Source organism: Microbaculum mangrovi (assembly GCF_051390635.1).
GTDB lineage: Bacteria > Pseudomonadota > Alphaproteobacteria > Rhizobiales > Tepidamorphaceae > Microbaculum.
In genome coordinates, this window is record NZ_JBPODT010000001.1 from 15,834 (window position 1) to 29,904 (window position 14,071).

General features: G+C 66.2%; 12 protein-coding genes. 1 reads left to right on the forward strand and 11 read right to left on the reverse strand.

What is annotated here, in order from left to right; translation table 11 throughout:
- Positions 1-45: 45 nt before the first annotated feature.
- The 9 genes from ACSF9G_RS00090 to ACSF9G_RS00130 all read right to left on the reverse strand — a co-directional run bounded on the left by ACSF9G_RS00090 (position 46) and on the right by ACSF9G_RS00130 (position 10,479).
- Positions 46-2,466 carry an aerobic carbon-monoxide dehydrogenase large subunit gene (locus ACSF9G_RS00090; RefSeq protein ID WP_436636880.1) on the reverse strand — a complete coding sequence of 807 codons (2,421 nt, stop codon included), beginning with the start codon at positions 2,464-2,466 and terminating at the stop codon, positions 46-48.
- The gene (locus ACSF9G_RS00095; protein WP_436636882.1) at positions 2,463-2,957 is read right to left on the reverse strand and encodes a (2Fe-2S)-binding protein; all 495 of its coding nucleotides are present in this window, start codon (positions 2,955-2,957) and stop codon (positions 2,463-2,465) included. Before ACSF9G_RS00095 ends, ACSF9G_RS00090 begins: the two co-directional genes overlap by 4 nt.
- Positions 2,958-2,976: 19 nt before the next feature.
- Positions 2,977-3,840, reverse strand: coding sequence for an FAD binding domain-containing protein (locus tag ACSF9G_RS00100; RefSeq protein WP_436636884.1), 864 nt, complete (start codon positions 3,838-3,840; stop codon positions 2,977-2,979).
- A 152-nt stretch (positions 3,841-3,992) separates the two neighbouring features.
- A complete protein-coding gene (locus tag ACSF9G_RS00105; protein ID WP_436636886.1) occupies positions 3,993-5,231 on the reverse strand; it encodes an MHYT domain-containing protein in 1,239 nt (412 codons plus the stop codon).
- A gap of 199 nt (positions 5,232-5,430) precedes the next feature.
- On the reverse strand, positions 5,431-6,717 hold the full coding sequence (locus tag ACSF9G_RS00110; protein WP_436636888.1) for a TRAP transporter large permease: 1,287 nt from the start codon (positions 6,715-6,717) through the stop codon (positions 5,431-5,433).
- Positions 6,714-7,292, reverse strand: a complete 579-nt coding sequence (locus ACSF9G_RS00115; protein WP_436636890.1) for a TRAP transporter small permease — start codon at positions 7,290-7,292, stop codon at positions 6,714-6,716. Before ACSF9G_RS00115 ends, ACSF9G_RS00110 begins: the two co-directional genes overlap by 4 nt.
- A 13-nt stretch (positions 7,293-7,305) precedes the next feature.
- Entirely contained in the window at positions 7,306-8,292 is a 987-nt protein-coding gene (gene dctP, locus ACSF9G_RS00120) for a TRAP transporter substrate-binding protein DctP (protein WP_436636892.1), read from the reverse strand.
- A 52-nt stretch (positions 8,293-8,344) separates the two neighbouring features.
- Complete coding sequence (locus ACSF9G_RS00125) at positions 8,345-9,289, reverse strand: hydroxymethylglutaryl-CoA lyase-like TIM-barrel protein (RefSeq protein ID WP_436636893.1); 945 nt, start codon at positions 9,287-9,289, stop codon at positions 8,345-8,347.
- Complete coding sequence (locus tag ACSF9G_RS00130) at positions 9,286-10,479, reverse strand: CaiB/BaiF CoA transferase family protein (protein ID WP_436636894.1); 1,194 nt, start codon at positions 10,477-10,479, stop codon at positions 9,286-9,288. The genes ACSF9G_RS00125 and ACSF9G_RS00130 overlap by 4 nt, the downstream gene beginning before the upstream one ends.
- A 113-nt stretch (positions 10,480-10,592) precedes the next feature.
- Here ACSF9G_RS00130 and ACSF9G_RS00135 point away from each other — a divergent pair, with 113 nt between their 5' ends.
- A complete protein-coding gene (locus ACSF9G_RS00135; protein ID WP_436636895.1) occupies positions 10,593-11,549 on the forward strand; it encodes a LysR family transcriptional regulator in 957 nt (318 codons plus the stop codon).
- Between the two features lie 30 nt (positions 11,550-11,579).
- Here the strand turns inward: ACSF9G_RS00135 and ACSF9G_RS00140 are convergent, their stop codons facing one another.
- Complete coding sequence (locus ACSF9G_RS00140; protein WP_436636896.1) at positions 11,580-12,542, reverse strand: D-alanyl-D-alanine carboxypeptidase family protein; 963 nt, start codon at positions 12,540-12,542, stop codon at positions 11,580-11,582.
- Positions 12,543-12,588: 46 nt separating this feature from the next.
- Positions 12,589-14,037 (reverse strand): S8 family peptidase, encoded by a 1,449-nt coding sequence (locus tag ACSF9G_RS00145; RefSeq protein WP_436636898.1) that lies wholly within the window; start codon positions 14,035-14,037, stop codon positions 12,589-12,591.
- Positions 14,038-14,071: the final 34 nt, after the last annotated feature.

Sequence of the window (14,071 nt, forward strand, 5' to 3'; positions counted from 1 at the left end):
ATAGAGCGGTCCAATCTGGCAAGAACCGCTCTTAGCCCCGGTCGTTCAGCCGTTCAGGCCGAGCTTTTCCGCCGTCTTCCAGACCCGCCAGTGATCATGCGGCATCTGGGTATGCGTCAGCCCCTTGTGCGCGAACGCATCGTTGACCGCGTTCGAGAAGGCCGATACCCCGCCGACATTCGGGCTTTCGCCCACGCCCTTGGCGCCGATCGGGTGATGCGGCGACGGCGTCACCGTGTAGTCGGTCTCCCAGGCGGGAGTCTCGACGGCGGTCGGCAGGAAGAAATCGAGCAGGCTGCTGCCCTTGACGTTGCCGATCTCGTCGTAGGCGATCTCCTGGCCCATGGCGATCGCCAGCGACTCGGTGAGGCCGCCGTGCACCTGGCCCTCGATGATCATCGGGTTGATCCGCGTGCCGCAATCGTCCAGCGCATAGAAGCGGCGGACGTCGGTAACGCCGGTGTCGACGTCGACGTCGACGACGCAGATATAGGCCCCGAATGGATAGGTCATGTTCGGCGGATCGTAGTAGCTGACCGCCTCGAGACCGGGCTCGAGACCGGGTATCGCCTGGTTGTAGGCGGCGAACGCGATCTCGGCCATGGTCTTGTGCTGCTCGGGATTGCCCTTCACCTGGAAGCGGTCGATGTCCCATTCGAGGTCGTCGTCGTGCACCTCGAGCAGATAGGCGGCGATCATCTGCGCCTTGGCGCGGATTTTCCGCCCCGCCATCGCGGTGGCCGCGCCGGCGACCGGCGTCGAGCGCGATCCGTAGGTGCCCAGACCGTAAGGCGCGGTGTCGGTATCGCCCTCCTCGATGGTGATCTGATCGGCGGGAATGCCGATCTCGCTCGCCAGGATCTGCGCGAACGTCGTGGCGTGGCCCTGCCCCTGGCTGATCGTGCCCAGCCGGGCGATGGCGCTGCCCGTCGGGTGGATGCGGATTTCGCAGGAGTCGAACATGCCGAGTCCCAGGATGTCGCAGTTCTTCACCGGGCCGGCCCCGACGATCTCGGTGAAGAAGGCGACACCGATGCCCATCAGCTTGCGGGTCTCGCCGCGATCGAAGGCCTCGCGGTTCGCCTTCTGCTCGGCGCGCAGCCCGGCGTAGTCGACGGTCTTCATCGCCTTGTCGAGCGCCGTCTCGTAGTCGCCGGAATCGTATTCCCAGCCGAGCGCCGAGGTGTAGGGGAACTGGTCCTTCCGGATGAAGTTCTTCATCCGGATCTCGGCGGGGTCCATGTCCAGCTTTCGGGCCAGAATGTCGATCATCCGCTCGATGAAGTAGGACGCCTCCGTCACCCGGAACGAGCAGCGGTAGGCGACCCCGCCCGGCGCCTTGTTGGTGTAGACGCCGTCGACCGACACGTGTGCCAGCGGAATGTCGTACGACCCGGTGCAGATATTGAAGAACCCGGCCGGGAACTTGGTCGGATCGGCGCAGGCGTCGAACGCGCCGTGATCGGCCAGTACGTGGCAGTCGAGCGCCGTGATACGCCCGTCCCGCGTCGCCGCGATCTTGCCGCTCATGTGATAGTCGCGGGCGAACGCCGTGGACGTGAGGTTCTCCATGCGATCCTCGACCCACTTGATCGGCACGCCGGTGACGATCGAAGCGACGGCGGCGCAGATGTAGCCGGGATAGACGCCGACCTTGTTGCCGAAGCCTCCGCCGATATCGGGCGAGATGATGCGGATGTTGTGCTCGGGGATGTTGGTGATCAGCGAGGCGACCGTGCGCACCGCGTGCGGCGCCTGGAAGGTGCCCCAGATGGTCAGCTTGCCGTTCACCTTGTCCATCGAGGCGACGCAGCCGCAGGTCTCGAGCGGACAGGGGTGGACGCGCTGGTAGGTGATCAGTTCCTCAGCCACCACGTCGGCGCTCTCGATCGCCTTGTGGGTGTCTTCCCTGTCGCCGACCGACCAGTTGAAGATGTGGTTGTAGTGCTTCCTCGGCCCGTGCGCGCCCTCCATCTTGTCCTTGATGTCCTCGCGCAGGAGGGGAGCGTTCTCGTCCATCGCCTTGAAGGCGTTGTTGATGGCGGGAAGCTGCTCGTAGTCGACCTCGACGAGGTCCACCGCGTCGGCGGCGACATAGCGGTTCTCGGCGACGACGAAGGCGACTTCCTGGCCCTGGAACAGGACCTTCTCGTCGGCCAGCACCGCCTGCACGTCGCCGGCCAGCGTGGGCATGTAGTGCAGGTTCAGCGGCTTCAGGTCGTCGGCGGTCAGCACCGCGACCACGCCGGGCACGGCCATCGCCGCGTCCTTGTTGATCGACTTGATGCGGGCGTGGCCATAGGGACTGCGCACGAAATCGCCGAACAGCATGCCGGGCAGCTTGATGTCGTCGACATAGTGGCCCTTGCCCTGGGTGAACCGCGCGTCCTCGACGCGCTTGCGCTTGCAGCCGAGGCCCTGGAGCTTTTCGGCGCGTTCGACGGCTGTCGGGGTCTGGTCGTTCATTCCGCGGCCTCCCTCGCGCCGGCGAGCTCATCGGCCGCGGCGCTGATGGCTTTGACGATGTTCTGGTACCCGGTGCAGCGGCACAGATTGCCGGAGATGCCCATCCGGATCTCGTCCTCGGTCGGGTTCGGGTTTTCCTGCAGAAGCCGGTAGGCCCGGGTGATCATGCCCGGCGTGCAGAAGCCGCATTGCAGGCCATGGTGCTCGCGGAAGGCCTCCTGCAGCGCGTGCAGGGTCCCGTCCGGCGCGGCGATGCCTTCGATCGTGGTGATGTCAGCCCCGTTCGCCTGGGCGACGAACATCGTACAGGCCTTCACCGATTGGCCGTCCAGGTCCACCGTGCAGGCGCCGCAATGGCTGGTGTCGCAGCCGATATGCGGACCGGTGAGGTTCAGCTCCTCGCGCAGGAAGTGGACGAGGAGCATGCGCGGTTCGGCAAGGCCCTCTACCGCCTTGCCGTTGACCGTCATCTTGACGTGCATCTTGCTCATGTCGGTCTCTCGAATGGTGTCAGCGGGCGCGGGAGGCGGCGCGGGCGATGCCGCGGCGCACCATCTGGCCTGCGATCCGGGTGCGGAAATCCGCCGGGCCGCGGCCGTCCTCGGCCGGCTGGCAGATGGATTCGGCGGCGGCGACGGCGGCGTTCACCGCATCGGCATCCAGTTCCGTACCGACGAGCGCGGCCCCGGCCGCCTCGGCGTACAATGGCGTGTCGGCGACATTGGTCAGCGCGATCGAGGCGCTGTCGCATTTGCCGCCCGACATGGTGAGGATCACCGCCGCGGCGGCGGTGGCGTAGTCCCCGATCTTGCGCTTCTGTTTCTCGTAGGCGTAGCCGTGACCCTTCGGCGGCGCCTCAATCCTGATCGCCGTCAGCATCTCGCCCGCATCTAGGGCCGTGAAGTAGGCCGCCTCGTAGAAGTCGCGGGCGGCGACCTCGCGCGATCCGTTCGGACCGGCAAGCACATAGACCGCGTCAAGCGCCTGCATCAGCGCCGGCATATCGTTGCCGGGATCGCCGTTGGCGACGTTGCCGCCGATGGTGCCGAGGTTGCGGATCTGCGGGTCGGCGATCTGCAGCGCCGTCTCGCGCAGGATCGGGCAATATTCGGCGAGCAGGCCGGAGTCGATCACCTCCGCCTGTGTGGTCATGGCGCGGATGGTAAGGGTTCCGTCGGCTTCGTCGATGCCCTTCAACTCACCGATGTGGCGCAGGTCGATCAGGGTTTCCGGCAGCGCCATCCTGAGCTTCATCATCGGGATCAGGCTGTGGCCGCCGGCCAGCACCCGCCCGTCCTCTCCGGCCTCGGCGAGAAGCGACAGCGCCTCTGCCACCGTCGAGGGACGATGGTAGTCGAATGCTCCAGGTATCATGGTCTCCTCCTCATGCGGCTTCTTGGATGACCGCACATTGGGAGGAACGATGGGCCGGCTGGCGCTACCGTTGCGAGATCAAACTGTCCGGACGCGCGTGAATTTCACGAAATGCGCGCTGACTGCACGAAATGCGGGGCCGGTTGGATCGGCTACTGCAAGCCGAGCGCCTTCTGGACATCCGAGATCCGCGACCGGCTGACCGGAATCCTGATCTCCCGATCGCCGATCAGGAAGCAGAACGCCTTGTCGCCCTCGCGCTTGAATCCCGCCACATGACGCAGATTCACGAGGTAACTGCGATGGGTCCGGATAAACGGCGCCGTTTCGATGGCTTTTTCGACCCTGGAGATGGACCAGGGGCAGAAAAACTCGGTAGAGCCGTTGATGACGCGCGTATAGTGGCCGTCTGCACGGAAGGCGGAGATCTGCTCGATGGTCAGGAACCGGATCGTATTGTCGCGCTCATAGGGAATTCGGCCGGACAAAGCCGGATCGGGCTTCCTTTCGTTCGGACCGCCGGCGACATAGGCCTTGGACAGCGCCGAATCCGCCTTTGGCGGCACACTCACCGTCCCGGAGGCGCCGGCAACGGTGACGGGCGCGCCCCTGGGAATGCCGCCGGGAACGCCCCCTGGAACACCGATCGCAACACCGACCGGCCGCATGGCCAGCCGCGCCTGGTTCTCGACCGGAATGGCCATCAGCAGGAACAGGCCGCAGATGACGAAGGAGGCGAGCGCGACGATCATCGCCAGCGTCCCCGTCGATAGGATCGGGGTGGCGACGAAGACGACCGTATCGGTCGCTTCGAACGTGGTGAAGATCATCGCCACGTAGTGCATCGCGGAAATGGCGAGGCCCAGCACCACCGCGCCGCACGCCGTCATCAACCAGGTTCTCCGGCGATAGGCGAGCTCGAGCGCCAGAATCGAGGAGCCGATCCCGATCGCCGTCGACAGGACGAGACCGATCGGCTTGTAGGCGATGACGCAGTTCCCGGTGATCGCCGTCATGCCGATATAGTGCATGGAAACGATGCCGAGCCCCGTCAGCGTGCCGGCGATCAGGATGCGATCCTGCGTCCTTGCGCCGAAATGCAGCGCGATCAGCCCGACACCGACGACGAGGATCGCCACCAGGGCGGAAAGGAGGGTCGGCAGCGCGCTGTAGGAGATCGTCAGGGGAATGCTGACCGCGAGCATGCCGACGAAATGCATCGACCATATGCTGCCGCCGAGCGCGACCGCGGCTTCGGCGATGCGCGGGCGGCGGGCGGCGGGATCGAGGTGCCGCAATCCGCTCGTCAGTCGCAGGCCGGTGAACGCCCCCATGATCGCTACCAGCACGGAAGCGATCACCAGGGCCGGATCGTAGGTGACGCTGACCATTTGTTGATCTTAGGCCATCGCGGCCGGGACGTTTCCTCGCCCCGAGTCCTACCAAGTCCTGCCATGCGACGGCAAGGGCACCCCTGCCGCGATCACGCACAGGTGCGCGGCCGGTGCCATCCGCTGGACTGCCTGCCCGACCGCAGAAAGGTGGAACGCGACCACGTTCCTCGCCCGGGCAATCCCGCTTCGCCCTGCCCTAGCGGCCAAATCCCGCGCTGTAGGGGAGCCATGTCGCAAGGCCCGGCGCGGCGATCAGCAGCAGCAGCCCCGCGATCAGCAGCAGAACGAAGGGCAGCGCGCCGCGCACCACCTCCGACAACGGCGCGTCGGTGATGCCCTTGATCACGAACAGGTTCATTCCGACCGGCGGCGTGATCAGCGCCAGTTCCAGGTTGAGCATCAGCAGAACGCCGTACCACACCGGGTCGATCCCGAGCTGCGCCATGGTCGGCAGCAGGATCGGCGTCGTGATCAGGATGATTGATATCGTCTCCAGGAACATCCCCATCACGAAGATCAGCACCATGATGACGGCGATGAAGCCGAGCGGCCCCAGGCCGAAATGCGTGACCGCCTCGGTGACGCCGACCGGCAGGCGGATGATGGTGATCGCGTGTCCGAAGATGCCCGCACCCGCGATGATCATGAAGACCATCAGCGACGTGCGCATGGTCTGATAGGCGCAGACGTAGAGATCGCGGACGCCGAAATTGCGATAGACGAGGACGGCCACGACAAGCGCGTACAGCGACCCGGCGGCGGCCGCCTCGGAGGCGGTGAAGACGCCGAAGAATATGCCGCCCATGATGATCGGCGGCGCGAGCACCGCCCAGATCGAGCGGCGGATCGCACCGATCGCCCTGGACCAGCCGGCCCAGTCCGGCGTTTCGATGCCCTTGGCCGGTTTTGCGCTGGCGACGCAATAGAGCGCGAAGACCGCCGCCATGATCAGGCCGGGCACCAGGCCGGCGAGAAACAGGGCTCCGATCGAGACTTCGGAGACGATCGCATACAGGATCATCGGCCCCGACGGCGGGATCAGGATGCCGAGGGTGCCGCCGGCGGCGATCACGCCAAGCGCGTCGCGCTCCGGATAGCCGAACCGCTTCATCTGCGGGATCGCGCTCGAGCCGATGCTGAGTGCGGTCGCAACGGAGGACCCGGAGATGGCGGCGAAGATCGTGCAGGAGGCGACGGTGGCGACCCCCAGGCCGCCGCGCACATGGCCGATCACCGTGTGCGCCATGTCGTAGAGGTCGTCGATCACCTTTGCCCGGATCATCACCTGCGCCATAAAGACGAACAGCGGGATCGTGGTCAGGATGGAATTGTCGAAATGGGAGAACACCGTATCGGCGACGCCCGAGACCTTGCCCTCGGCGATGCCGAGGACCGCGATCCCGGTCAGGCCGAGCGCGGCGAAGATCGGCATGCCCGATAGGAGCAGCAGGAGCAGGCCGCCGAAGACGAGGACGATCGTCATTGCCGGCCGGTTCCCGCGCCCGGACCCGCGCCCGGACCCACGCCAGGTCCCACGCCAGGTCCCGGGACGGCGTTGAGTATCCGTGCGAGCGCCGTGGTCGCCAGCAGGACCGAGCCGATCAGGATCGGCGACTTCGGGATCCACATCGCGATTTCGAGATATCCGGGGGAATAGGACCCGAAATCGTAAGCGAAGGTAACGGAGCGCCAGGCACTCCACCCGAGGACGATCGAGAAGACGAGGACCGCGAGATCGCCCCAGAGCCTGAGACCTCGGGCGACGCGGGGCCCCGCCCGGTCGACGAGCAGATCAATCGAAATGTGGTCGCCGCGGCGCAGCGCCTCGGCCGCCCCCAGCATGATCGCGGCCACCAGCAAGTAGCCCAGCAGCTCGTCGCCGCCGAGGATCGGGGAATTGAGCAGATAGCGGTACGTGATCGCATAGATGACGACCGCGAGCATGACCAGGATCAGAAGCGCGCTCAGGAACCCGCACAGCCGTGCCAGCGCGTAGACCACGCGGCTGAGTGGATGGGAGGCGTCAGCCGCCTCCCCCCCTTCGGTCATGAAGCTCATAGCAAGCTGCGCCTCACAGCTTGCCGACCAGTTCGATCAGCGCCTTGCTGTCCGGGCTGTCGGAGAGGAACTTCTCGTCGAAGGCCGGCCGCATCGCCGCCTCCAGCGCGGCGTTCTCCTCGGCCGAGTTGATGTGCACCTTGACGCCCTTTTCCTCGAGCTGGCCGGGCGCGGCGGCGCCGGCTTCCTCCGAGGCCTCGATCGCCCAGTTCGCGGCTTCGGTACCGGCCTTCGCCAGCGCGGCCTTCGCCGTGTCGGACAGGCCGTCATACCAAGCCGGATTCACGTAGCCGTGGAAATAGACGCTGATGACCGGCAGCACCGTGAAGTGATCCTGCACCTCGTAGTACTTGCGCGACACGGCGGCGGCCGCATCGGTCAGCCCCGCGTCGATGACGCCGGTGGCGAGCGCCTGGTAGACCTCGGAGCCGGGCATGGAGGCCGGCGCGGCCCCCATCGCGGCAAGCGAGCCGTCGAAGGTCGGCGTCAAGCCGCGGATCTTGATCCCGTTGAAGTCCTCCGGCTTGACCAGGAACGAGCCGTTATGGGTGAAGGTCGACGTATTGGTGGTGAACAGCCAGACGACGTTCCGGACGCCCTTGTCGAGCAGCTTCTCGCTCAGGAACGCGGCGGCTTCGGAGTCCGGCCATTTCTTCCAGACCTCGATATCGCCGAACGCGAACGGGGCCAGCGTCACGTTCATGATCGGCAGGGTCTTCCCCCACTGGAAATTCACCGAGAAGGCGCACTCGATATCGCCCTTTGCGACCGAGACGATGTTCTCCTTCGCGCCGACGAGGCTGTCGGCGCCGAAGATCTGAACGTCGATCTCGCCGTCCGACTGCTTCTCGACTTCCTCGGCCCAGCGGTCGATCACCTTGGCAATATGGTGCGCCGGCGGCAGCTGGTGGCTGCAGCGCATTTCGGTGGCCGCCTCGGCGAGCGTCGCCGACGAAGCCATGATCGCCAGCGTGGCGACGAGGGTTGTTGTTTTTCCCATTGTTTCCTCCCTGGGAGTGGTCATTGCCGTACGTCCAAGAACAGTCCTGCGGTCACGGCCGCCATGCGAGATTTGGCGGCGGCCCGGCGCGCGCTAGCGAACCGTAAAGGTGTTCGCCCGGCATCTCGGATTGCAGGATCTCGCGCACCGCCGTCAGCCGTTCGATATCGATGCCGGTACGCATGCCTTTCGTCTCGCAGAGGTAGACCAGATCCTCGAAAACGACATTGCCAGTCGCGCCGGGGGCGAACGGGCAGCCGCCGAGCCCGCCGAGCGAGCCGTCGAGAACACGGGCACCGGCATCGAGCGCGGCGGAGGCGTTGGCGATCCCCATCCCGCGCGTGTCGTGCAGATGCACGATGAACGCCCGTCCACCGCACAACGCCGCCATCGCCGCGGAAAGATCGCCGACCTGCTTCGGTCCCGCGTAGCCGACCGTATCGGCGATGCCGACGATGTCGGCGCCGGCTTCGAGGCAGGCCTCGGCAAGACGCAGGACCTCGGCCGGGTCGACCGCGCCGGCGATCGAGCAGCCGAAGGCCATCGAAATGCCGGCGTTGACGATCGGCGTGTTCGAGGACTCATCGCGCATACGCACGACCGTGCGGATCAGCTCGACCGCGTCGGCACGCGAGCGCCGGGCGTTGGCCTGGCTGTGCTCCTCGGTCGCCGAGACGACGCAGACGATCTCATCAAGCGGGGTCTCCAGCGCGTCCGATGCGCCGCGCTCGTTCAACGCAAGCGCGGCCGAACTCGCACCGTCGAGCCCGCCGATCTGCTCGATCAGCGCGCGCACGTCCGCGAACTGGGGAAAGCGGGCGGCCGGCAGGAACGAACCGACCTCGAAGCGGCGCACGCCCGCGGCGTATTCGCGGGCGATCCAGTCATGCTTGGCCACCGTCGAAGGCCACGTCTTCACCAGTTGCAGGCCGTCGCGCAGCCCCACCTCGCGCAGGGTCACCGTGTCATTGGGATACAGCGCGGCGGCCCTGTTCATGTCCCGGCCCTCTCCTTGGCGCTCGCGCCACGCGCGGCGGCGATCTCCGCCGCGTCGAGACCGAGAGCACCGAGGACGGCGGCGGTATCCTGCCCGATACTCGGCACGTCGCCGCCATTGTCGAACATCACACCGTCTACCTCGATAGGCAGCGACGGCGCACGGAAGTGCCTGCCGTCCGGAAGCTTCGAGGCGACGAGGCCACCGGGCCGCATCACGTGCGGATCCTCGTACATGTCGCAGGGCCTGGCGATCGGCGAGAACGGAATGCCCAGCGGCTCGAACGCCTTCGCGAGCTCTTCGGAGGTCCGCTCGGCGAGCGCGGCGGCAATGCGCGGCAGCGTCCAGTCCCGCGCGTTGATCTGGTCCATGCGGGTCCGGAGCCGCGCGTCGGAAATGAGGTCGTCGAGGCCGAGCAGATCGCACAGGGCGTGCCAATGCCCCTCGGTTACGGCGCCGACGAACATCTGCCGGCCGTCGGCCGTCTCGAAGATATCGTAGACAGGCCAGGAGAAATCCCGCTCCGGCATCGGCGGCGGATTGCGGCCTTCCAGCTCGTACTGGATCATATGCTGCGCGACGAGCACGAGGCAGTTCTCGAACAGACCGATACGCACGTGACGACCTTCACCGGTCTTGTCGCGCTCCATCAGCGCGCCCAGCACGGCGAGAGCGCCAAACAGGCCAGCCATGATGTCGTTGGCCGAGGAGCCGACACGCAGCGGGCGGCCTGACGGGCCGGTCATGTAGGCCAGCCCCGTCATCATCTGCACCACCTCGTCCATCGCCGTGCGGTTCTGGTAGGGCCCGTGCAGGAAGCCCTTGTGCGAGGCGACGATCAGCCTCGGGTATCGCTGGTGCAGCGCGTCGAGGTCCGCGCCCATGGCGCGCAACGAGGAATCGCGGAAATTCTCGACGAACACGTCCGCCGTCTCGAGCAGCCTGTGCAGGGCATCCCGCCCGCTTTCCGATTTCAGGTCGAGCTGCACCGACTTCTTGCCGCGGTTGGCGAGCGGGAAGAAGGCCGCACCCATGCCGCCGAGATCGCGGGTCTTGTCGCCGCCGGGCGGCTCGACCTTGATCACCTCGGCCCCGAGGAACGCCAGGAACAACCCGCAGGACGGGCCCATGATCATATGACTCATCTCCACGACGCGGACGCCGTCGAGCGGCCGGAACGGCCGGTCCATGGATCGCCTCCCTGCGATTGTCGTTGGCTGGCAGGTTATCGTTGCCGGCTAAATCACAAAATCATAATGTTTCAAAAGCAGCTTTCGAAATTTTAGAAACCCTTTGACGCGCCATGGACAGCCGGCAACTCCGCTACTTCGCCGCCATTTTCGAACAGGGGACGCTGACCCGCGCCGCCGAGCGCGAACGCGTCGCCGTCTCGGCGCTCAGCCATCACCTCGCCAATCTGGAGCACGACCTCTCGGTGCCCCTGTTCGTGCGCAAGCCACGCGGCATGCAGCCGACCGCGGCGGGCGAACGCCTCTACGCGCACGCCAAGCTGATCCTGAAGGCGATGGCGTCGGCCGAGCAGGACGTGATCGACGCCGGCGGCGAGATCGCCGGCGAGGTGTCGGTCGGCATGGCGTTCTCGGCAGTCAAGGCGATCGGGGTCGACCTCGCCCGCACGGTTCTGGAGCGCTACCCGAAGGTGAAGCTGTCGCTGACCGAAAGCCTGTCGGGCTCGACCCTGATGCACCTGATGATGTCCGAGGTAGAGCTGGCGCTACTCTACAATCCGCCTACCGACCCGCGGCTCAAGACGCAGGCGGTTCTCGATGAACGCATGGTCTGCGTGGGCAAACGCGAGATCATCGGCGATACCGATGACCCGATCCGCTTCAGCGAGTTGCTGGATCTTCCGATCATCTTCCTGCGGCAGGGCGTGTCGGCCCGCGCGATCATGAACGACGTAGCGCTCCTGAAGAAAATCGAGGCCAGGGCCATCCTGCAGATGAACTCGGTGCAGGCAATCGGCGGCTCGCTGCTCGCCGGTCTCGGCTGCACCATCGGCACCCGGCTGTTCATGAAGGAACAGATCGAAAGCGGCGACCTGCATGTCCGCCCGATCGTCGAACCGGAACTGTCGCGAACGCTTTATGTCTGCGAACTGACCGAGCGCCCGCCGACCTATGCCCTGGAAGCGGTGCGCGACGTCATCACGGTCCTGATCGGCGAGGCCGTCCGCTCCGGCCGCTGGGAGGCGACCCTGCTGATAAATCTCCCGCCCGCCGGACACACCAAGGCGTGAGGTCCCGGCTGTCGGCGGATCGCGGCCGATTCAGGGTTTCGGCCGCGGCAGGGGCGCCATCGTTCCGAAGCCGACGAGCGCTGCGGGCGGCTTTGTCTTGCCGCAGACAAAAGGACGCATATCGATAGGACCGTCCTGCGACGGCGGCAATGTATCGATCGTGAGGCCCGGCGCACCGGGCTTGGCGGCAAAGCCCGCCTTCAGCATTCGCTCGGCCACGGCCTCGCGCTCGGCTGCCGAGAAGGCACCCAGCACGATCGTGCCGAGCCGCCTGCCCTCGCGTGTCGCCGTGCCGACCAGATTGTAGCCGGACTCGCAGACATAGCCCGACTTCATGCCGTCCGCGCCGGGAAACCGGCCGAGCAGGTCGTTATGGTTGCGCCGCTGCTGCCCGGCAATGGCGACCGAGCGGATCTCGAAGAAACGCTGGTATTGCGGAAAGTCCCGGATCAGCGCCCGGGTCAGCACCGCCATGTCGCGCGCCGTGGTCACATGGCCCGCGGCGTGAAAACCGTGGGAGTTGACATACTGGGTATCGTTCATGCCCAGACGCCGCGCCGACGCGTTCATGTCGGCGACGAAGGCATCGACGGAGCCGGCAACCGTCCGGCCGAGTGCTTCCGTTGCGAACTTGAGCGAGGCGGCCAGCACCAGCGGCAGTGTCTCTTCGACGGTGAACGTGGTGCCGGGCGGAAGTTTCAGGCCCAAGGCCGGATCGCCCTCGCCGATGGCGACCGGCGTATCGAGCCCGATCCGGCCCGTCTCGATCGCCGCGAAGGTCACGTAGGCGGCCATCATTTTCGTCAGCGACGCCGGATACCATTTCGTCGTCGCCATATGCGCGTGCAGGATCTCGCCGGTATCGGCGTCGAACACGAGCGCGGGCCCGGCCGATGCGGCGTGTCCGCCCGCCCCCAGCGCGAGGCCCACAGCGACCGCCGCCGCGGCGCAAAGCCGCCGCGAGGTTGAAACCGCGTTGTAAAACCATCTCATGACTGGTTCCGCATTCGTCGTATCGCGCCGCCCCCTGCGCCGATCCCTACAAGGTGCAGCGACGGTTCTTCAGCGCCAGGAACGCAGTGTAGACATCGATGCGCGGAACGGCGACGCCGTTGCGCGTCACCTGCGTCCTCGAACACCGCAAGGCACGCCGTACTTTCCGGACCGAAGCCTTGGGGAAACGATGCCGCAACAAGGCCCAGGCGCCGGCCACATGCGGCGTTGCCATGGATGTGCCGCTGAGAACGGCAAACCGGTTGCCCGGGACCGTTGACCAGATATCGCTGCCCGGCGCGGCGACATCGACCAGCCTGGAGAAATTCGAGAACGACGACACGTCGTCCGTCTTCGTCGTGCTGGCCACCGTTATGGCGGCCGGAATACAGCCTGGCGCACCGACCCGCCCGTCGGCGGCGGCGTTGCCGGCGGCGATCACCACGGCGATGCGCTTGGATCGCAGCGTCCGGATGATCGGCGTCAGCGGGTGCTTGCTGCAGGCCTTGCGACGCAATCCGCCACCCAGGCTCATGTTCACCGCGGCAATCTTCCGTCTGCTGGCGAGCGTGTTCACATGCTCCAGGGCCGCCAGCTGATCGCTGATATAACTCAGGACGCAGGGGCTTGACCCGGCGCAGGCTGCCCCGGAGAACCGGCTGAACACCTGTATCGGGATCAGCGAGGCCTTGGGCGCCACGCCTGCGTATATCGCATCCGCGCCCTTCGGATTGCCAACGGCGATCCCCGCGACATGGGTGCCGTGCCCGCATCCGTCGATCGATCGCCGGCAGGTGTCGCCCGCCCCCTTGGCCGTGGAGGATTGCGCGCCACCGGGGCAAAGCGACTTCGAGTCGGCATTGGTGGTCGAGAAGCAGGCTTCCGACACGATTTTCCGTCGGAACGCTCTGTGTTTGCGCTGCACACCGGTATCGAGCACGACGACAGACCACCCCTTGCCGCCATTGACCCGCCTGATCCCGGCCGCGACGTCGGCCCGGATCAGCGGCACGCTGGCGTCGAGCGCCGGCGGAACCGGAACGTCCTCGAAGATCGCAGCGACGTCCCGATTGTCGATCAGGGTCTGGAGGCGACCGGCATTGACCGTCATCGCCATCAGCGGAACCGACTGGAAGCGCTTCACGTTTCGCGCGCCCGCCAACCGGCCCAGCACCCTCTGTTGCAGGCCGTCGATCGCGGTCCGCTGGTTGGCGGCCCCGAACAGCGACAGCTTGCCCTCCGGGACGAAATCGGTGCGCAATTCGACGATGACCCGCATTTCGGCGCGGCTTCGGGCCCTAATCAGAAGCAGACCGGGATCTGCCTCGACGAGTCCGTTGTGGTCGTCGCCGAGATAGATGCGAGGTTCGGCCGAGACACCCGTTGTCGTCGCGAATGCAGCGAAAAGCGCCGCGATGGCCGCGAAGGCCGGACCAACTCCGGTCCTGCCGCGATTTGAAGCCCTCTGCGCGGTTTCGACAAAAGAACGCGCCAACTTCGGTTCTCCGCTACCGGGTCTATAGCGGCAG

Excerpts from the sequence above, each read along its gene's own strand:
- ACSF9G_RS00090 (WP_436636880.1), bottom strand. The coding sequence starts at position 2,466 with ATGAACGACCAGACCCCGACAGCCGTCGAACGCGCCGAAAAGCTCCAG.
- ACSF9G_RS00130 (WP_436636894.1), bottom strand. The coding sequence starts at position 10,479 with ATGGACCGGCCGTTCCGGCCGCTCGACGGCGTCCGCGTCGTGGAGATG.
- ACSF9G_RS00140 (WP_436636896.1), bottom strand. The coding sequence starts at position 12,542 with ATGAGATGGTTTTACAACGCGGTTTCAACCTCGCGGCGGCTTTGCGCC.
- ACSF9G_RS00105 (WP_436636886.1), bottom strand. The coding sequence starts at position 5,231 with ATGGTCAGCGTCACCTACGATCCGGCCCTGGTGATCGCTTCCGTGCTG.
- ACSF9G_RS00100 (WP_436636884.1), bottom strand. The coding sequence starts at position 3,840 with ATGATACCTGGAGCATTCGACTACCATCGTCCCTCGACGGTGGCAGAG.
- ACSF9G_RS00115 (WP_436636890.1), bottom strand. The coding sequence starts at position 7,292 with ATGAGCTTCATGACCGAAGGGGGGGAGGCGGCTGACGCCTCCCATCCA.
- ACSF9G_RS00110 (WP_436636888.1), bottom strand. The coding sequence starts at position 6,717 with ATGACGATCGTCCTCGTCTTCGGCGGCCTGCTCCTGCTGCTCCTATCG.
- ACSF9G_RS00135 (WP_436636895.1), top strand. The coding sequence starts at position 10,593 with ATGGACAGCCGGCAACTCCGCTACTTCGCCGCCATTTTCGAACAGGGG.
- ACSF9G_RS00095 (WP_436636882.1), bottom strand. The coding sequence starts at position 2,957 with ATGAGCAAGATGCACGTCAAGATGACGGTCAACGGCAAGGCGGTAGAG.
- dctP (WP_436636892.1), bottom strand. The coding sequence starts at position 8,292 with ATGGGAAAAACAACAACCCTCGTCGCCACGCTGGCGATCATGGCTTCG.
- ACSF9G_RS00125 (WP_436636893.1), bottom strand. The coding sequence starts at position 9,289 with ATGAACAGGGCCGCCGCGCTGTATCCCAATGACACGGTGACCCTGCGC.